We start from the raw sequence: 20,206 nt of genomic DNA on the forward strand, positions 1-20,206 counted from the left end.
CACCGGGCCGTTAACGCCCCAAATATACCGTTCAGGTCTTTGTTGTGACCGTTAGCCGTAAAGAGACAGGAATCTTAACGCCGTTTAACCGGCCTTTAACCCCGTATTAACTAAAATCTAACGCAATTATGCTACATTGAAAGAACCAAGAAATACCAGGGGTGCCATAAGACATGTATCTTCACAAACTGGTTAACAAAGTCGCCACAACACTGGGCAGCTTGCTCAAAGGACGGAGCTTGTTCTTTTACCTGCTGGAGGGCAGCTCTTTTATGGACAAATTAAAAAGCATGCTGGCCGGCAGTGCTTCCGTACTGCTTATTTATGTGGATGTGGCTGATTTTCACCGGATTATGCAGCTTAACGGCGAAGCCACAGCCAAAAGGGTACTGCATATCCTGCGCCGTGTCCTGGAAAAAAGAACCGGTCAATTTATTAATTGCTGCGGGGAAGTTATGGTGGAGAATTTGTGGGGAGATGATTTTTTAGTGCTCTGCCGCCAGGAAGAAATGCCGCCCCCGGCAATTTTGAGCAAAACATTAACAGCTCTGCGTATTGCTTTAGAACAATCAATTAAAAACGAAGTTATTAAAATTACCGGACATACCTTAAAGCTGCATGTCGGTTATTCCATCATCCGGCGGGGTCTGAAAAATCCCGAGCAGGCCCTGTACAGTGCTTTAAAGGAAGCCCAAAAGGCCGCCAAAGGCACCTGGGAACAGCAGATGGTGCACCTGTTGGGGGAGTTTCATGACCTGCTGCAAAACAAAAATTTGCGCATCGTTTATCAACCATTGTTTCTCTGCAAACCGGCCAATCCTGGCTGGGAAGCCCTTACCCGGGGCCGGAAACAGTTACTTTTTTTCACCGGCGGTGATTTTTAACTATGCCCAGGAAGCAGGCCTGCTGTTCCCTTTAGAAAAGGTTTGCCGGGAATTGGCCATAAAAAACTTTGACCCGACAGACAGCGGCCAAAAGCTTTTTTCTTAACATTCACCCGCATACCATTAACGATCCCCAGTTTGTCAAGGGCGAAACCATGCGAATCTTGAAAGAAAGTCATTTAAGTTCACACAACCTGGTATTTGAGATTACCGAACGACAGGGCATCCATGATTTCCACCGGTTTAACAAAACCCTGGCCCATTACCGCAATCAAGGCTATAAGGTAGCGGTGGATGACGCCGGCGCCGGTTTTTCCAGCCTGCAGGCCATTGCGGAAGTTCGGCCCGAATATATTAAAATTGATCATTCACTGGTTAAAGATATCGATACCAACCGGGTTAAACAGGCCCTGTTAGAAACTTTCGTTACCTTTGCCCAGAAAATCGGCTGCTCTATTATTGCCGAAGGTATTGAAACCGAAGCAGAACTGATGACGCTGCGTTCCCTTGGGGTGCATTACGGCCAGGGTTACTATTTAGCCCGTCCCGCCTATCCTTTACCGGCTGTGCAAACGGAAGCCCTTAACTGTATTCTGGCCCTGGCCTCCCGCAATCCCACCGGTATCTGGCAAAAGGCTTTTCCCATCGGTGAAATCAGTCAACCGGCCGTTCAAGTCACATCTAACACACCGGTTCGCCGGCTTAAGGAAATGATGGACAGCCATGATTTGCTTAACGGCGTAGTGGTACTGGAAGGCAGCCGCCCGGTAGGGTTGGTGATGCGGCATCACTTGGACCGTTACCTGGGCACCCAGTATGGAGTAGCCCTGTATTTTGAACGTCCGGTAGCTATGATTATGGACAGTGACCCATTGACAGTAGACAGCTCACTGCCTATTGAACAGGTATCCCAGCTGGCCATGAACAGGGACCGGCTAAAGTTATATGATTTTATTGTAGTAACCAAAGATAATCAACTGCAAGGCGTGGTATCCGTACAAACGCTGCTGGATACCATGACCAAAATCCGCATGGAGGTGGCCCGGGGCGCCAATCCTTTAACCGGATTGCCCGGCAACCTGACCGTGGAAAGAGAGATCAGCAACCGACTGACGGAAAAATCCCCCTTTGTTTGCATTTACCTCGACCTGGATAACTTCAAGTCATACAATGACCGTTACGGTTTTGAAAACGGTGACCGTTTACTTCTTATGGCCGCCCGCTTGCTGACCGCTGTAGTTCGCAAATATGGCGGTGCCAATGATTTTGTGGGACATATCGGCGGCGATGATTTTATTGTGCTTACTTATAAGGATAAAGCAGAGGCCGTGTGCCGGCGCTATATTCGCTATTTTGACCGACTGGTAAAAAATTTTTATTCACCCGAGGATAAAAACCGGGGTGGTTTTTACGGCCTCAACCGGCAGGGACAGGCAGTCTGGTTTCCTCTGGTGTCAGTTTCCCTGGCCGTTGTTGACTGTGCCGGCCATTGCTCATCGGAACAGCTGGCCGAAACAACCGCGCAGTTAAAACAATATGCCAAAAACAAAAGCGGCAGCGTTTATGTCTGGGATCGGCGGCAGCACCGCCCACCGCTGTAGCTGCCAAGCGGCCCGGCTTCTCTTAATGTAGGCAAGCTGACAAATAAAATGTGTGCTACCACACATTTTATTTGTCTATCATCTGATAACATATTATTAAACATACATATTCTTAATTTTTTAGGGGGAGTCTTCATGCTGCTGATTAATGTTGCGGAGCTGGCCGCTAAAGAAAATCTTTCCTACGAAGATATGCACCGGGCGCTGGCGGTTCTTTATAAGTTAGAATACAACCCGGTGGCAATAAAATTTTATTTTGACCGGGAGTCATTTGATCAACTGGCAGCCGATAAACTGCCCGGCCCCAAAATGACCTTTTGTCAGGCCCTTTTGGCTTCCCGCATGAACGACCATATTGTTAAAGTAACGGATGACAAGCTGCTTTGTGACAATGCCCGCACTGTTTTTGGCTTTCGGGCGCCCAGCGAGGAGGAAGTTAAAGATCATTTAAAATATACAGCCGACTGGGATTTGGCCCAAAGGTGTTTGGAGGTTAAACCCAAACTTCCCCTGGGGGAATTAAAAGGCATTATGGCCGCTCCCCTATACAAAACTCCGGTAACGCCTGATGTGGTTTTCTTTATTGTAAATCCCTATCAAGCCTACCATATTTTAAATGATTACATCGGTGCCACTAAAGTTCCCACCGTTACTTCCATCCATACGGTTAACTCGGCAGTGTGCGGCGGTGCCGTGGATTGCTACCTGCAACGTACCGCCGGCATGAAAACCATGTGTGCCGGCAGTTTTACCTCCGGCAAAACCGAAAAGGGCGAAGTCAACGTATTTATTCCCGGTGAGCATATTGCAGCCTTAACCAAACAGTTGTTAAAGAGAAGCCACCACTACGGCGGCGGCGCATCCTTCATCGGTGCCGGCGGCCAAGAGTATCCCGGTATGGATGTGTGCAAAAAGTGTCCTATGATTCGCTTTAAAGATGTTGAATAATGTGCAGCAAGCAAGGGGCCCGCTCTCGCAGGGCCCCTAAAATAAATTGTTGACATATGGTTTTTTCAATGATAGAATGTTATAATAATCAGAAAGGGGGTGTTGCGATGACAAAGGAGTTAATTAATCAAATCCTGGAAGACATTGGCCTGGAAAAAGTAAATGATAACGAAGAAGAAGCATCCCAGTAAAAAGCCGAAGGCGAGAAAAGTTGCTGCCTTCGGCTTTTTGGTTGCTTGTTCCCAGTTCGGCTTACCGGTTGCTTTGCATACTTTCCTGCGGTCCTGTTTCCTTAAACAGGGCGGTAGATAAGTAACGTTCGCCGGTATCGGGCAGTAATACTACTACCGTTTTCCCTTGGCTGGCCGGCCGCTTCGCTACCTGCAAAGCCGCATACAGGGCGGCCCCGGCTGATATCCCCACCAGCATGCCCTCCTGGCGGGCTAACCGCCTGGCTGTTTCCATGGCCTGCTCGCCTGTCACTTGAAAAACCTCATCCACCAATTCAAGATTTAATACCTGCGGTATGAACCCCGCCCCGATGCCCTGGATAGGGTGAGGCCCGGGGGAACCGCCGGAAAGCACCGGCGATTGGGCCGGTTCCACCGCCACTGCCTGTAAATCAGGTTTTTTCTCTTTAAGATAGCCGGCAACACCGGTAATGGTACCCCCTGTGCCAACGCCCGCCACAAAGATATCCACCTTACCCCCGGTATCTTCCCATATTTCTACCGCTGTATTTTCCACATGGGCCCGCGGGTTGGCCGGATTGGCAAACTGCTGCAACATAAAAGCATTATCCAGGCCGGCCACCAGCTCTTCAGCCTTGGCAATGGCTCCGGACATGCCCTGTTGGCCGGGGGTGAGCAGCAACTCTGCCCCGTAGGCCTTCAAAAGGCTGCGCCGCTCCTCGCTCATGGTTTCCGGCATGGTTAAAATAAGGCGTATGCCCAGGGCAGCGCAAACCATGGCCAGGCCCACCCCGGTATTACCGCTGGTGGGTTCAACCAGCACACTTTCTTTGTTGATGATACCCCGCTGCAGGGCGTCCGCCACCATGGCATAGGCAATCCTGTCTTTTACGCTGCCGCCCGGGTTGAAATATTCCACCTTGGCCAACACTTCTGCTGCCAGGCCTTCGGTCAGGCGATTTAAGCGCACCAGCGGCGTTTTGCCAATGGTTTCTAAAATACTGTTATAAACAGGCATAATCTTTCCTCCGCAAGATTTTTCTTATATCATAGAACAAAGCGGGAAAAATATACAGCACTTGGAAAACATACTGCTTTATTTCGTTGCCGCCGCCACAATTTCTGTGATTGCCTGCAGCATGGTTTGCAGGGCTTCCTGTATATTATCGTTTTTTAGATAACAAGGGATGGTAACCTGGCGGTCCGGACCGCAGGCTGTGCCTAAAATAAAACCGTTGCCCAGCCTGACCAGGCTTATTCGCCAGTATTCCGTTTCCCCGGCAGCGTTTGTCAATGAGTGCAGGAAATTTGAGCCGTACTGCAAGACCGCGACCTCCTTTGGTACGATAGATTTCGTTCACAAAGGAGCATTTACCTTTGAAAAAATATTGCGAATATATCAGCGCCAAAGCTGTATCAGGAACTTTTTAGAGGTTTTATGATTAGCCACACTTGTCGAAATGCCGGTATCGCACTTGGGCGCCTAAAATAATATGGAAAATTTTTAGGCTGGCGTGAACATATTTATCTTTGTCAGAATATATAATAGGAATTATTGATATTTAGGAATGACTGATAAAGGAGTTTTGCTATGAGCGAGCCCGGTTTGCCAATTCCGATTAATCCCAAAAGCAAGCGGCTGTATATCCCCACCAAACACAAATTTATTTTAGCCAATCTGACAGCTATTATGTGGTTTACCCTGTCCTGCTTTATCAGTTATCCCTGGGTATTGAGCCTGGCACAATTAGTGGGCAGTTGGGCCGGCTGGTTTATCGTTCTCTTTATTGCTTTAATACCGGGTTACTTAAACATGTTTTTGCTGGTCAGTTTGCTGATTGACCGGCCACCGCCTTTACAGACAGCCCGGGACTTGCCGCCTGTCAGCATCCTTATTGCCGCTTACAATGAAGAAAAATCCATTTTAGAAACACTGCGTTCTCTCAGACAACAGAACTACCCCGGTATCATCAACATCATTGTTATTGATGACGGCTCGCTGGACCGTACGAAAGAGCTGGTTTTAAATTGCGGCATGCCCAATGTTAAGTTAATTGAAGCAAATCACCAGGGTAAATCGGCGGCACTAAATAAAGGCTTACAATATGTTGCCGATGACTATGTAATAACCATCGATGCGGACACTTTTTTACATCCCCAGGCCATTACCCGCATTATGGCCCGCATGTTGGGCGATCCGGGTCATACCGCTGCGGTGGCCGGCTGCGTGCTGGCTAAAAACTCCCGGGATACTTTTATGACCAGGCTGCAGGAATGGGATTATTTTTTGGCCATTTCTTCCGTTAAGCGCCAACAGGCCCTGTACCAGGGCACCCTGGTGGCCCAGGGGGCTTTTAGTGTATATAAAACCGCCGTAGTTAAAGAGGTGAGCGGCTGGCCCTCCTGCATCGGGGAAGATATTGTGCTGACCTGGGCACTGATTAAAAAAGGTTACCGCATTGGCTATGAAGCAACTGCGGTAGGTTTTACAGAAGTACCTACCACCTTTATGGCTTTTGCCCGCCAGCGCAGACGCTGGGCCAGGGGTATGATTGAGGGATTTAAAGCTCATATTGACTTGATTTATAAACGGTTTTCTCCCACTGCCATTCTGGTTGGCATTGACCTGTTATATCCCCTGCTGGACTTAACTTATACCTTTGTATATATCCCCGGCATTATTTTAGCCCTGTTTGGTTATTATTGGATTGTGGGTCCCATGACGCTGGCGGTTATTCCTTTAACCTTGTATATAAACTATACTATGTACAAGTACCAGCGCAGCGTATTTCAAGAGCTGAACCTGAAAATCAGGCAAAACAAGCTGGGTTTTGTGGTATACACTGTTTGCTATCAGATTTTAATGTCACCGGTTTGCGTGTGGGGTTATTTTGAAGAATTTTTTGGTATTGCCAAACGCTGGTAAAAGGCCCTCAAAAAGGGCCTTTTTTATACTTTCGGTACAACTATACGTTATGATGACCTGTATATTTATAACTAAATGTTATTTGTAATATAATAAAATATTATGATAAAATAGTTTGGGGAGAATGGGGAAGGTCCCCCCACGGGCTGCAAACCCGCTGGCCTGCCTGTGATCCAGGCGGGAGTCCGGTTCGATTCCGACTTCTCCCCTCCAAATACAAGTTACGGGTCATTAGCTCAATTGGTAGAGCAGGCGACTCTTAATCGTCAGGTTGGGGGTTCGATTCCCTCATGGCCCACCACAGCCGGCTTGCAGCCGGCTTTTCGTATGAGTTGGATACTAAGTCCGTTAAGTGGTTAACAAGTGTAACAATGCCTTTATCAGTGAATATTATATGATGGAAAAATATTCACAATAAGGGTGATAAATATGGATAAACGCTGCCCCCCTTGCGCAACGGTTGAGGTTTTAAGTATACAGAACTGTATCAGCACTCCCGTCCCATCGCACAGGCCGGAGGTTTGTTCCAGATGTTTTAATTTGCTGCAAAATCCTGGATTTGAAGCAGGTCTAACAAGGTGGCAGACCAGTGATAACGTATCGGTTTCCGATGCCTCTCCCTTCGAAGGCACACAACAGGCCATTATGCAAGAAGGTGTAGCGCATTTGTTTCAAGACGTTTCATTGTCTGGTCCGGCAAATTGTCCCTTGTTTTTTAGTGCTAATATTTCTACTAACAACGCTGTGGCCAATAACCTAACCGTGGAAGTGTTATGGCTGGACGAAAACCGTAACGCTATGGCCAATGGACTTAGAGTGTTTTTACCCGGTTCCGCGCTAGGTATTACTTACTTTGACATTACTGACCGCCCTCCTATAGGCACTGCCTTTGCCAGACTGCTCTTTAGTAAAACAGAAGGTACAGAGAATTCTTTCATTGTAATTGATCAGGTTATCCTGGCCCCGGTAAAAAGCAGCAATTTATTGGTGAACCCTGGCTTCGAGTCGGGATTAAACGGGTGGCATACCACCGGCTTTAGCCTTGACTTTACCGACCCCTTAGAAGGTCTTGTGAATACCGCAACCAACGTGAACGGTACAGTTTACCAGGATGTGCCTTTAACAGGTCAACCGTCCAATGCTTCCTTTTTACTTAGTTTTGCAGCCCTTACTACTCCGTTCTCCCAGGGGCCTACCGCCGCACTGACCGCTCAGGTCCTCTGGCTGGATGCAGCAAACAATATCCTTGGCACGCCGGGACTGGAAATTAACATTCCTAACAACACCTTGAAAAACCAGTTTGGCTATTTGACCTACCTGGATCTAACAAAGCCGGCTCCTGCAGGTGCTGTAAAAGCGCGCATTTTGTTTACCGCGGACGTAGAACAAGGTTTTACCTTGAGACTGGATCATGTAATTTTTGCCCGGGCCGCTACTCAAAACTTAATCATAAATCCCAGTTTCGAAGATGGCTTGAACGGGTGGCAAAACGTCAACACCTCGGTCGTTAGTTTATCTGATGTTTATGAGGGGAATTATACAGCTGCTGTGGATACGGTCGGCGGTGTGCTTTATCAGGACGTTCCCCTGGCCAATGCGGCGGGCCATTGCTTTTTATTTAACACCGGTTTTAGATTTCGAGGCGTAGGCTCACAGGCCTTAACCAGTCAGGTAATCATTAACATACTTTGGCTGGATCAGAACGGCAGGGAGATCGGTTTGGGAGCCAGTCTCATTATACCTCCCAATGATAACCTGCGGGATAAATGGCTGGTTTACACAGCCATTACAGAACCTGCCCCCCCTGATACAGTGTCTGCCAGGGTGCAATTTACCAAAGCCCCCAGCGCAAGAAGCGAGCTGGATATCGATAAGGTGGTGCTGGGGCGTTTGGTTTAAGTAAAAAATGACCACATTAGCCCTAAAGCTAATGTGGTCATTTTAATGTACAATGTGGTCAAAATCTATAATAATCCCTCTGCCAGCTTTTTCTCCAGTATCTGCGAGGTCCTTACCCCATCATGCCACCATCGCCTATATAGCCTACACCGGCAGCTAACGTTACCTAGCAAGGCCGAGCGGAAGCGATTCAGGTAAAATTCACACCTCGTCCGGTGATTGTTTTAACAATTAGTTATTCAGGTGAGGATTTTTTACCTGGCTAACCAAAAACTTTACTTGACAACTTTGAAAAATCACCCTCATGACTGAAGCTATAAAAACCGGGCCTACTATTTAAACTTACTTAAGGGGGAAAATCTTTGATATACTTCAAGCAGCCTTAATTATCCTTTTCTCCCTGTCTTTACTGTTGTCTCGTCAACTTGGCATAGCAGGTTTGATTGACAGGGTGGTCAACTTTTATTCTTCAAATACATGCAATAAAGGATTTTGTTTATTAATCAAGAACTTCTCTTTATTTATACATTCAGGGGGTTCATTTAGGTGGCAATATGTAAACAGAATTATTACAAAAATTCACTGATTATAGAGGATATTAGAACAAATACTCCTTATTACCACCCGGGTGTCTTTGATTTTCCTAACTTGCCCTACGATCTACCAATGATTAGCCTTTTTACCGGTGCGGGGGGATTAGACCTTGGACTGGAACGAGCGGGATTTTCAACAAGAGCCTATGTTGAAAACAATAAATATTGTATTGAGACCATTAAAATTAATCGAAAAGAATGGCGTTTGGTAGGAAATGGCGATATTACTAAAACAAACTCAAAAGAGATTTTGAAAACCGCCGGTCTTAAAATAGGCGAGGCAGCTTTACTGGCAGGGGGGGCCCCATGCCAACCGTTCAGCAGTCTGGGTAAAAATGAAGGGGACAGTGTTTCTAACGGTAAATTATATAAATATTTCATCCAAATGGTTAAAGAAATACAGCCCGTTACTTTTATCTTTGAAAATGTACGAGGGATGGTTCAAAATCATAAAAAAGTAATTGAATTTATGGAACAGGAATTCGGTAAATCCGGATACGGAATTTCCATTGCTTTGATCTGTGCCGCTGACTACGGGGTTCCGCAAAAGAGATACCGAGTATTTATTATCGGAAGGAGAGACGGTAAAAAACCGGGGTTTCCGTTTCCTACTCATGCCGAAAATCCTGAAAGCAGTTTAAAATATTTTAATACTCTTTGTGCTTTAAAAGGAGTACCGTTTCCATACCAAAAATTAAAAAAATGGGTTACCGTTGGAGAAGTTTTCAGCAGACTGACAAAGGAGCATTATAACAGAAAAGATAATTTTTATGCTCAACTTTCTCCCAAAATAGTTGAAATGATCAGTTATATTAAGCCAAAAACCAAAATGTGTTGGGCTGACTTGCCCGATGATTTGAAATTTAATTGTTGGAAAAAAGGAAAGTTCCAAGGAAGAGATAACTTTAGCCGTCTTCAATATAATGAGCCTTCCGTTACCATCCGTACCGGAGCAATTTATCCTGCAAAAGGTAAATATATCCACCCCGAATTAAATCGTGGATTAAGTACAATTGAAATGGCAGCTCTGCAATCCTTCCCGTTAAATCCGGGTAATGAAGGTTGGCACTTTTATGGTGGTATATTAAATGTTGCCCGTCAAATCGGAAATGCTGTACCTCCTCTGTTAGCAGAAGCCATAGGTCATGCCTTGAAGCAACAGGTGCTGGAAATAATTAACGGAGCAGGGTGCTAATCCCCTCCGTTAATTGTTTGCTTGATATCATTTACCACACGTTCCAATTCCTTTTTAATTTCACAACCCCAGTAACGTTTAACCTTCCATCCCAACTGTTCCAACTTTTGCGTAACCTTCATATCGTTCAAACGATTCTTTTTTATTTTGGTAACCCAGAAAACCCTGTTTTGCTCAGGTATTTGTCCGCATTTAGGACACCCGTGCCAAAAACAACCGTCACAAAACACTGCAATTTTTTTACCCGGAAAGATAATGTCCGGCCGTCCCGGTAATTTATTTGACAATCTATATCTTAATCCTTGTTGCCATAAAGCCTTACGTAATCTAATTTCCAAATCGGTATTTTTGTTTTTTACGGCGGCCATGTTTTTACTTCTTTCTTCTTTGCTCTTCGTATCCATAAAGACCACCTTAAATATTTATACAGCGTGATTTCTTCTTATAGCAATCTCAAATAAACAAGTTATTAAGTTTTGACAGAAATCCCATTTCCGGTTGATCAGGAAGTCCAACCACCAATGCTCTGTCCAGTAACCGGTTAAACTCTTCGCAACATGTTTCAGGCAACAATGCACAGGCATGACAGGCCGCAAGATTTAAAGACCCCAACCCTTGTCCTGTACTTTCAAAACACAGTGGGTCTGATGAACACCATGAAGCAGCGTTGACCGCCTTTTTAATGACAGAACCGAGAAATTCCGGTTTGCCTTGTCTGACCAGTCCCCCCATTGTTCCCTCCGAATCACCGCTGGCCGTATAAACTAATATACCGGCCATTAACGGCTGATCATCTGTCTCATTACAATAAATTCTTTCACGTAAAGAAGCACTGCCGTACCCGCATTCAAAGCTTAATTGTCTGATTAATAAATGAGCAAAAGTATGCAAAAAGACAAATGTTGCCGTAATTTTTCGCGGTGGACGCTTTAATTCCGTCGCCATATGATAATATCTGTCGTTTAATATTTTAACTCTTTCTTCAATTTGAGGCATCTGTGCCCAGCGGGACAGTTCATCGGTATTAAACATAATAAATATTCCCTCACCGTAAACTTCCACCGCCGGTAACCAGTCAATTTTTTTCTTAAAATTCTTTAAGTAAACCGCATAGCCAGTTTTTTCGTCATCTTCTTCTGCCGGGTGGGCGTCATTGCGATCCAGCGGCGTAAGCCTGCTGAAAGCATACAATGCCCTAACCTCTCTTAACCTGTGAACCTGGACAACCTTTTCGATTCCCGGGATTTTATAGTCTTTTCCGTCCCTGATCTGAATTTTAAAATTTTTTGATTCCGGACTTCCTTCGTCAATGAATCCCTGAAAAGCCTTATATTCATCGTATCGGTAATTGATCTCAACAGACTCAACCACTGTTAGAGGATCGTCATTAAGTAACTTTTCAGCAGTCTTTTTTACCTCATTAAAATCACGGTTTATCAGTTTAGCAATCCTCTTATAAAGAACCTCCTTAAATGATTCCTCTTCCAACCCTCCGTCCTGGGATGACAAGACATCCCACTCACTGGTTCCGCAAATGTCCGAAATCAGGTTGTCGGAATAGGGAGGTATAACTATTGAGTTGATTATCAGAGGAAAGTAAACATTTGAGGCACCACGTTGAACGGTTTTCGGCCTGGAATCACATACCTCCTTCTCATCAACCCAAGGTTTATATCCGCTACATTGTGTATGAATCCCCTCTTTAAATGCCTCATCCATTGTGTAAAAATTACCGCACTTTGTACAGCTGATTTTAATACCGGATAACCCTGAAGCGCTTCCGAATGTTTCGATCTTTAAGTGATGTTTTGAGAAACATCCTCCCTTACGATGTGCCCATTCTACCCAAGGAAAATCGTCAACATGCCCCTTCTCACATACAACAATAAATCTGCTGGGTACCAATTTAGCATGGCAAATATCACACCTGGGTATTTTGAATTCCTTTTTATACTTTTCCGTGTATCTCACGGTCCAATCATCAATATGCCTCAATAAACGACAATTAGGACAAAAAAGCCATTTCGGAAATCTGACAAAGGGTATCCCGTCTTTATATTCCTGACCGGAAGGAGGCATTTTGAAATATTTTACACCTAACCGAGCTTGCAATCGTTGGTCATAAATTTTGGGCCCTGCATTGACATGCCAAAATTCAGTTCCGGCCGGCATTAATGACTCCTCCGGCAAATCAACGATACTTCCCACTCCGAAGGGACCAATAAATTGAGAACGCCTCAGAACCTCATACCTCATCCTCGGGTTATAACTGTCCTTACTCACTTTTTCCCCTCCGATAAATCTTTTATGAAAACGTTACAAACCGCATCAACATTTCTCATTGATTGTAAGGTGGGCCAATGCTTACCCCTCTTACCTGCCTGGTATAGCAAATGTGGTTCCTTCTGTGACCCATAGGTCAAATTGCTTTCTGCACGGGCGATTTCAGCCCAGAATTCTATCTTTTTTATTAAATCTGACTCCGTGTCGGACTTTTCTTCGGCCATTACACTCTCCACCCTGGCAAGAATATAATCCGTCACCTTGTTTAAGTCGGGTATGTCCGGTGTAAATTCTCCGGCTTGGTTATCTTTATTTAATCCGATCAGATGTCGTACCAAGGTAACAAGAACCGCATGCAAAGCCCTGTCTCTGGCCGGACCTGAAAAAGGCGTTACACTTGTCGGTTCAACAAACTGATAGAATGCCTCATGATATGAAGTAAATCTTTCATAATGGGATCTGTCTCTGGGTCTGGCACCGTCATAAATCGTAAATATCAAGCCCGGATACTTTCTGCCCACCCTGCTTGTGGCCTGAATATATTCAGATGTGGTTTTCGGTTGACTGATTACCGTCATCATGCCCAGTCTGTCAATATCAACACCTACGGAAATCATATTCGTTGCCAGTAATACGTTAACAGATTTTTTATCAGGATATTTTACTTTAAGCCGCTCAAGTATTTCAGGTATTTCTTCAGCACTTTTCCTGCTTGTCAACTCATCCGCTTTGTAAAACAACCTGCGTTTGGTTTTTCTTCGCATGGCAATTCTACGAACCTGATCTTTTATATCATCCTCAACCAATGTGGAACATTTCCCCAATTCCCTTATGGTATTAAAATATCCTACCAAAGTCCAATATTTATCCTTTACTTCGTCGGAATAATCCAATTCCTCTAAATACTGTAATTGGGCTGACATTAATCTTACCTGGGTAGTCGTCTGGGTTTTTCCGGCAGCTAAAATACCCGCATATAGTCGACCGGGTTTCTCCTCCAAGGAAGCCTGTCTGGCAAAAAATGAATCTTCCGCATCCAGACCGGGCGGCGGAAACTGCCTGACATCCCTGTTGTACAACGCCTTAACCTGATCACCGGCCCTCCTGATTGTAGCCGTAGAAGCAATAATTTTAGGTCTTATTCCCTTCTGAGAACAGAGTGCATCCAAAGCCGTCTCATATAAACCTACTATTGTTCCTAACGGTCCGGAGATTAAATGCAATTCGTCCTGTATAATCAGTTCAGGAGATAAGTTATTATTTCCTGAATTTAATGCAAAGATATTAGAGATCTCTTTTTTCCAAGGCATCATGGCAAATTTATCCACAGTAGCAAACAATAACGTAGGAGAATCCCTGTAAATATCATCATCAACAACAGATATGGGTAATTCATCCCTGAAAGCACAGGTTTTCTCCGTACATCTCAGGGCAAACCTTTTGGGGCGGTCCTTTCTTATATATCCCCATTCTCCTCTGCCCTTTTCTTTAATCATTTTTGTTCCACACCATGGACAACTAAGTACCTGAAACGGATTTTTTTCATCCGTTCCTATTGCAAGTTTGTCCAGTTGATAAAATGCATCCTCCAGCGTATTGGGTGTTGAAGCACTCCCGATCCATAAACCGATGGAAATGCGTCCTTCTCCTAATTCATTAGGATTCTCTTTTCTGATTAATTCACATGCACAAATTAAAGTGCCGGCTCTTTGAAATTGCTGAGCTGTCAGCAACCGTAAGGTATAGCGCATGATAATTGCAGTACCGTTTCCTATGACAGGATTTTTAAGTCGCCTTAAGAATATAGTAAAGGCCGATATCCCTAAGTAAGCTTCCGTTTTTCCGCCACCGGTCGGAAACCAGATTAAATCCACCAGTTCCCGGTCGTAATCCCCGGGGTTATCAATCCCTGCAATATTAAGAAGTATAAAAGCCAATTGAAACGGACGCCAAGATGCTTCTTGATCAGGTATTTTTTGATAATTCGGCCATTTTACAGGTTTGTCGTCCGGATATCTGGTCTCCTCTTGTAATATGGTATGTGCTCTTTGCATCAACATGGCACGATTGGCCAACTGAAATGCTTTATATACTTTATCATTCTCTTCCAAAACTTTTATTCCTTTAAAAATTCTTAACCCGGATTCTTCACAAAGTTTTATATGATCCTCGGCGATAGCTCTATATTCCTCCGGCAGAGTATTTTTTATTTTATTTAAGCCTTTTACCCACTCGGTATAGGCACCGGCAAAAAGCCTTAACTTTTCGATTATTTGGTTTTTGGAAAGGTCAGAAATATCACTAAGATTCTTCATAACCAAGATATCTTTTACATGATTTAATTCACTGACATCAAATTTAACTTGCGGCACTTCAGTATAAGGTATGATTTCCGTATAGATTCTTACAGCTTTATCGTTCTCTTTTTGCCAATTTACCGCACAACCATGACCGACCGCAAAGGTCTTTTTATTTCTGTAAAGTAAGGATAAAGATTTTTCTTCGGGGTCATCTGAAAATTTATTGTAAGAACGGTAATCCAAAAACTCAGTATTTACGTCAACCGGTTCAACGGAAAAACCCACCTGAAAATATGCCTTTTCCGCATTTTTCTCTTTTTTCGCAATGTATTCGTTAATTAAAGATATTGTAAACAGGGTATGGTTGTAATCAGGGCTTGGACGCCGAATGCATACTATACTCAGTTTTTCACCAACTTTTTCCGACCACCGTGAAATTGATTTACCACTGTCAGTGGGAACAACTATCGTACATTTTTCCTCAGACAGGGGAACCCTGACCCAACCGTTATGAATTAAGTTGTATACTTGATATACAGCCGCTTTATATCCCTCATGGTCATAAAGCCTCAGGAGAGAATCCCTGTCCTCTTTTTCTATTTTAACTTTTGGTTTGATTTTATTTTCTTCGTAAGTAATACACCGTTGAAAAACTGACGATAGCTGTATCCCTTCCGGCAAAGGTTCAACTGGAACTTCACAGTCATCTAAAGAAACTCTTCTATAACCGGCCGCTTTTACAGTTACTTTTAACTCAGGATTTATACCGTTTACATAAAAGCTCATTCCTAGGGAAGACGGATAATATTGGTTAGCTGTATTTACAGAAATATCCAAATACTCGTTTTCATCAGAAACCGCAGCTTCATTATGACCGGTGTCATTATGTTCATCGTCGAAATTGACCTTCTGTTTCTGAGGGTACAATATCCCAACAGAGTATCTCTGTAACGGACTTTCAGTAATAATCTCACGTTCTTTGGGCATGTTTTTACCTTCTGACCCGGGTCCCATCATTTCCATAATCACAGCGTTTAATAGATCATGTCTCAGTTTCTTATATTCATCCGTCATTTATCCTCTCCCCTTTGTTAAATACTCAATATTCTTTTCAAGGTATCTTTGTTTAAGGTTACTGTTTAGCAGAAGAATTAACAGTTGTCCGGCACGGCTCATTGCTACATAATTAACGGTATTGGCTTTGTCTCCGTCTATATCTTTAACACCGCAATAAATTATTACCTTGTTTTCCATTCCTTTAAACCCTTGAGCCGTACTGTATGTTATTTTGTTCTCGGGTAATTCCCCGGCATTTTCATGCGTAACTTTCTCAAAATCATAAAAGGTTTTCAAGTCAATAATCATATCTTCAAACCCCTTCTCTGGATATAGCAGCGTGATAGCACCGGGCTTTACACCTTCGGAAAGAAGTTTTTTAATTATATCCACGAGGATATTTATTTGATCCCTTTCATCGATGAACCAATAATATTGAACCTTTTCCCCGCCCTCTGTCCGGGTGTTTTCTACGTTAAATCCCGAAACCACCGAAGTTTGGACAGCTATTTGTTTAGTATTTCGACAATTAATGTCCAACCGATAATCTGCCGCTCCAAACTCCGTAAGCTGTTTTACCAATGTTCGATCAAAGTTTTTATACAATTCTCCTTGATTATTTGAATCATAAAAAATCGCCCATTCCCCTTTTTCCAGTCCGTCTTTTAAAATGTAGTCCAGGGCCTGGAAATACTCAGAACATAACAGATCCTGTCCTTCATCAATAACCAAACAATCATAAGTCTCCTGAATTTCATTTAATGCCCGGATAAAAAATTGAGGATATATTTTTTTGTAAAGCGTATCCCCGTTAAATTGATCGTGGACTTGTAAAAACTGATCCTGTAAACTTGTTGATAATATTATGTTATAAAAATATTTATGGACAGAATTTGCCGTTATGAGGTGATGGTTTTCCATTCGGTTTGTTTTATAACGTAATTTTCCGCCTAATATTTTGTTATAGCAAAGCAGTAAAACCCTTTTATTGTTAAGTGCGGTTCTCCGTACTTTTTCCAAGGCCAAAAGCGTTTTACCGGTACCGGCGGTCCCTCTGAAAAATACTCTTTTGTTATTCTCCATTCTGTCTAACGCTTTATATTGCTCCTCGGTAAGCTGGATTATTTGTTTCTCTAAACCCTCCAGCTTTTCATTCAACGGTATGATCAGTTCAAAATCCTTTCTTAGATAACCCGCTAAATAATCTATCTCGGAGTTTGTAAACTTTCTTTTACCGGGCAGTTTATCATTCCAATAACCAATCAACCTTTTAAGATATTTCCCAAACGGTTTTAATCTGTCAGAAATATCATATACAATTTGATTATCCCATTCAGGTGATTCAACACTAAATTCAATGTCCGGAAACAAAACACCGTATCCGAATAAACAATCGTTAAAAGAGTTGCCAAATTCCCGGTTTATGTTTTCCCTTAATGAATATAAAGCCGATGCTACCTGTTTGAAAGGGCTTTCTTTTTTTTTCGTTATGAAGCCATACCTGTCGGTAAAAAACCAAAACCCGGCATCACGTTTAACTCGACCCCCTTTGACCTCAAGGCAAAACAGACCTCCCGAACCGAGTAAAATAAAATCAATTTCTCCTTCAGCTTTAAACATATGCCTGGCTATTCCCAGGGAATGAAGACAAACCCAACCGTCAAGACCGGCTTCGTTTTTAATTAATTGAAATATTTTTTTTTCGGCTACACTTTTAATATTTGCATGTGTATAGGGAGGAATCATTCTTACCACAAATCGTCACCTCAGCCACGGTTATTTGTCTAGCAGCCTGTTAGTTCTGCCGACCGGGACAATAAACTTTTCTTTGGAAATCCTCTTTACCGTTACCGTTTGGACATATTTGGTAAGGTCATCTGTAATTTTTTGTAACATATCATCTTCCTGATTGATTGAATTTGCCATTAATGAAGATATCACCGACCTGGCTAAATATCTTCCAAGCTGTACATGTAAAGCCCTGATTTTTTTACATGCAGTTATTACTTCTTCCGTTTTAACCAATAACTCCTGATGACCGGTCATCAATGTAATTGCCCTGATTGCATCATCTTCGGGGCCGATACAACTTTCATCATTAATCCATGATTTAATTGTTGCAGTTACCCTGGATACACCGTGTTTTTTAAGAAGTTTTTGAATATTTTCGTAACTATACCGGGTTTTTGCTTTAAATTCTTGTAATGCGGTTCTCCATAATCCTGATAATAAAACCAATTCTTTAATATGGGGATTTGATTCTTCAACAGTCTTAACTAATTTTTCAAAAATATCTTCGCTTGAGTCTTTAATAAAAATAAGGTTGTCATTGGTATTTAGCTCTTTTACTTTTTTCTTAATGACATTTTCCTCTTCTTCACTTAGACACCTACAATTATATCCATCCGTTAAAAACGCTACATATTCTTCTTCAAATTCAACAAAATATGCTTCAGTAGTCGGGTTTACCTCACCGACTTGTAATTTAGAAGCGGTATTGCTTATATATCCCAAAGAATTCAAAGCGTTGCCAATATATGTATCCATGTCATCTTCTTCCGCTTGTAGTTCGTGTTTTACATTTTGTCCTGTTAAATTGCAGGAGACTTTTTTTAATTTATTGTTTAATCTTTCTTGGCTTGCTCTAAACCATTTTTCCTCGAACGGATAGAGTATTAGATACTGCTCATTAGATGACGGATTAAGAAAAATTCTCGTATGCTTCTCTCCAAACCAACCGGAAAAAATAGCCTTATTAAAAAAGCTTTTAGTAGTTTTAAATTCGTTTAAAGATATTATTTGAGGTCGACAGTTGAAGCAGTTTGCTTTTAACCATCTTCTTAAAATTTCTTTTTGGTTATCCTTATTGACAACAATACAATCATTATAATTTAATGTTTTAACCAAATCAGTAAAGGTTCTGTGCTTCGAATGATATTTTGTGTAAAAATTTATAAGACTCTTTAATCCTTCTATAACAAACCCAAAATCATTAAAGGTTAGCTTATTCACCGCCATAAACATTTCTGTCTTTAATTCTTCCAATTGATTAACTGTGGTTTGACAAAAAGCATATTGTTCTTCGCTCAGTAATAAAGGCATTGTCCTTAAATATGTTAATAGAGAATAACTCTTACTGATAAAGGGTACTTTAAAATCACTTTCAAAATGTGATTTCCTGATTTTTTCCAAACGATGTTTAATATCCTCAATAATGTTTTCTTCTAATGCTTGTGTATTAACAATATGGCATTTTTGATTTACCAAAGCTTTCAATACCCTACGACTCCTGGTAAAATGATTATTACTGGGAGACGGCTCTGCAAGTGTTAATTTTCCAAGTTCCTCCGGTGTCCATGAATGAATCCGAAAATTAAGGGATAAAAAATATCCTATATCATCAAAATCAATATCACTTATATCTCCTAGTACAATGATATTATTTAATCTTTTCTGTAATTCCCTGAGTGAAGTAAAATGACCTTTCAATTTTTGAGTTTTATAAATAACAACCGATTTAATATCAGGGTCATTTTGAATCATTTCTATGGCATTTCCCATACTCGCTGTAAAACAAACCACAGGCATTCTTTGTAAAGGATCAGAACCTATTCTTTCGAATTCATCCTTTTTATTATAATAACCGGCCGGCAAAATATTGGTAAAAGGAATATTACCAAAACAAATATTAGTTAGGTTATTACAGACAGCATGTTTGTCACAAACAATAAGAGTTTTTGACTTAACTACAGGAGGTAATTCTGTTTCATCCAAATTCAATAACTCACATAGATAATCTTTAGCTTTGGCAACCTTGGGATTTGGGCGATGTATATATTTATTCACCCTTTTAGCTTTACCTTCATATTTATTTAACCTCCAAGCCCTTTCAAACGGGATGTAGATAACAGTATCTTTAAATCTGATTTTTAATTTTTGTTCTGATATTCCTAAAAATTCTCCTAAGCAGCCGTCCAGTTTAACTTTATCACCTGTCTTTAGATATTCAGTTACATTTCTTGAAGCTTCCTTTATATCTTTTATATCTTTTTTTAACATAATAAGAGGAACCACAACTGATGCTATCAACATAAGGGAAACACCGGTTGAATGTAATATTAATTGATAAACCGGTTCATTAAACAATGCAAATCTAGAAAATAAATAAGAATTTGCCTTGTCATATTCATCAAATTTATGCTTATATCTGTCAAATGTTAAATCAAGTTTTTCTAAAAAAGCCAATTCATTAAATACCTCATGTCCTGGGAACATTGTATCTCCCCTTATTAAAAAATTGCATCAGTTAAAATCAAATTGTTAAATATTG

14 protein-coding genes and 2 tRNA genes are annotated in these 20,206 nt (G+C 42.1%); 9 read left to right on the plus strand and 7 right to left on the minus strand.

Annotated elements, in window-relative coordinates; all coding sequences use genetic code 11:
• The first annotated feature begins 173 nt into the window (after positions 1 to 173).
• The 4 genes from DESHY_RS13330 (at position 174) to DESHY_RS14700 (ending at position 3,624) form a co-directional block, all read left to right on the plus strand.
• On the plus strand, positions 174 to 884 hold the full coding sequence (locus DESHY_RS13330; RefSeq protein WP_008411249.1) for an EAL domain-containing protein: 711 nt from the start codon (positions 174 to 176) through the stop codon (positions 882 to 884).
• A gap of 68 nt (positions 885 to 952) precedes the next feature.
• Positions 953 to 2,485: an EAL domain-containing protein gene (locus tag DESHY_RS13335; protein WP_008411251.1), complete on the plus strand. Its 1,533-nt coding sequence runs from the start codon at positions 953 to 955 to the stop codon at positions 2,483 to 2,485.
• 135 nt (positions 2,486 to 2,620) lie between these two features.
• On the plus strand, positions 2,621 to 3,433 hold the full coding sequence (locus DESHY_RS06095) for a DUF169 domain-containing protein (protein ID WP_008411253.1): 813 nt from the start codon (positions 2,621 to 2,623) through the stop codon (positions 3,431 to 3,433).
• 68 nt (positions 3,434 to 3,501) lie between these two features.
• Positions 3,502 to 3,624 (plus strand): hypothetical protein, encoded by a 123-nt coding sequence (locus tag DESHY_RS14700; protein ID WP_274377186.1) that lies wholly within the window; start codon positions 3,502 to 3,504, stop codon positions 3,622 to 3,624.
• A 61-nt stretch (positions 3,625 to 3,685) separates the two neighbouring features.
• Here the strand turns inward: DESHY_RS14700 and cysK are convergent, their stop codons facing one another.
• Together cysK and DESHY_RS06105 are read right to left on the minus strand one after the other, a co-directional pair.
• Positions 3,686 to 4,642, minus strand: a complete 957-nt coding sequence (gene cysK / locus DESHY_RS06100; RefSeq protein WP_008411254.1) for a cysteine synthase A — start codon at positions 4,640 to 4,642, stop codon at positions 3,686 to 3,688.
• Between the two features lie 78 nt (positions 4,643 to 4,720).
• The gene (locus tag DESHY_RS06105; protein ID WP_008411255.1) at positions 4,721 to 4,948 is read right to left on the minus strand and encodes a hypothetical protein; all 228 of its coding nucleotides are present in this window, start codon (positions 4,946 to 4,948) and stop codon (positions 4,721 to 4,723) included.
• A 267-nt stretch (positions 4,949 to 5,215) separates the two neighbouring features.
• On the opposite strand from DESHY_RS06105, the gene DESHY_RS06110 reads away from it, so the two are divergent.
• The 5 genes from DESHY_RS06110 (at position 5,216) to DESHY_RS06125 (ending at position 10,237) form a co-directional block, all read left to right on the plus strand.
• Positions 5,216 to 6,550 carry a glycosyltransferase family 2 protein gene (locus DESHY_RS06110; protein WP_008411256.1) on the plus strand — a complete coding sequence of 445 codons (1,335 nt, stop codon included), beginning with the start codon at positions 5,216 to 5,218 and terminating at the stop codon, positions 6,548 to 6,550.
• Positions 6,551 to 6,667: 117 nt separating this feature from the next.
• Positions 6,668 to 6,763: transfer RNA gene (locus tag DESHY_RS13885), tRNA-Cys, on the plus strand.
• Between the two features lie 12 nt (positions 6,764 to 6,775).
• A tRNA-Lys gene (locus tag DESHY_RS06115) sits at positions 6,776 to 6,851 on the plus strand.
• Positions 6,852 to 7,216: 365 nt separating this feature from the next.
• Complete coding sequence (locus DESHY_RS06120; protein ID WP_143147762.1) at positions 7,217 to 8,449, plus strand: hypothetical protein; 1,233 nt, start codon at positions 7,217 to 7,219, stop codon at positions 8,447 to 8,449.
• A 546-nt stretch (positions 8,450 to 8,995) separates the two neighbouring features.
• Positions 8,996 to 10,237 (plus strand): DNA cytosine methyltransferase, encoded by a 1,242-nt coding sequence (locus DESHY_RS06125; RefSeq protein WP_008411258.1) that lies wholly within the window; start codon positions 8,996 to 8,998, stop codon positions 10,235 to 10,237.
• On the opposite strand, the gene DESHY_RS06130 is transcribed toward DESHY_RS06125, so the two are convergent.
• From DESHY_RS06130 to DESHY_RS06150, 5 genes are read right to left on the minus strand one after another with little or no spacing between them, the layout of a single operon-like run.
• Positions 10,234 to 10,641: a very short patch repair endonuclease gene (locus tag DESHY_RS06130; protein WP_008411259.1), complete on the minus strand. Its 408-nt coding sequence runs from the start codon at positions 10,639 to 10,641 to the stop codon at positions 10,234 to 10,236. The genes DESHY_RS06125 and DESHY_RS06130 overlap by 4 nt on opposite strands.
• A gap of 49 nt (positions 10,642 to 10,690) precedes the next feature.
• Positions 10,691 to 12,520: a DUF1998 domain-containing protein gene (gene drmB / locus DESHY_RS06135; protein ID WP_008411260.1), complete on the minus strand. Its 1,830-nt coding sequence runs from the start codon at positions 12,518 to 12,520 to the stop codon at positions 10,691 to 10,693.
• Positions 12,517 to 15,894 carry a helicase-related protein gene (locus tag DESHY_RS06140; protein WP_008411262.1) on the minus strand — a complete coding sequence of 1,126 codons (3,378 nt, stop codon included), beginning with the start codon at positions 15,892 to 15,894 and terminating at the stop codon, positions 12,517 to 12,519. The genes drmB and DESHY_RS06140 overlap by 4 nt, the downstream gene beginning before the upstream one ends.
• A complete protein-coding gene (locus DESHY_RS06145; RefSeq protein WP_235695533.1) occupies positions 15,895 to 17,622 on the minus strand; it encodes a nuclease-related domain-containing DEAD/DEAH box helicase in 1,728 nt (575 codons plus the stop codon). It lies immediately after the preceding gene.
• Positions 17,623 to 17,652: 30 nt separating this feature from the next.
• Positions 17,653 to 20,151, minus strand: coding sequence for a DrmE family protein (locus DESHY_RS06150; RefSeq protein ID WP_008411266.1), 2,499 nt, complete (start codon positions 20,149 to 20,151; stop codon positions 17,653 to 17,655).
• Positions 20,152 to 20,206 lie beyond the last annotated feature (55 nt).

Source organism: Desulforamulus hydrothermalis Lam5 = DSM 18033, assembly GCF_000315365.1.
Classification (GTDB): Bacteria; Bacillota; Desulfotomaculia; order Desulfotomaculales; family Desulfotomaculaceae; genus Desulfotomaculum; species Desulfotomaculum hydrothermale.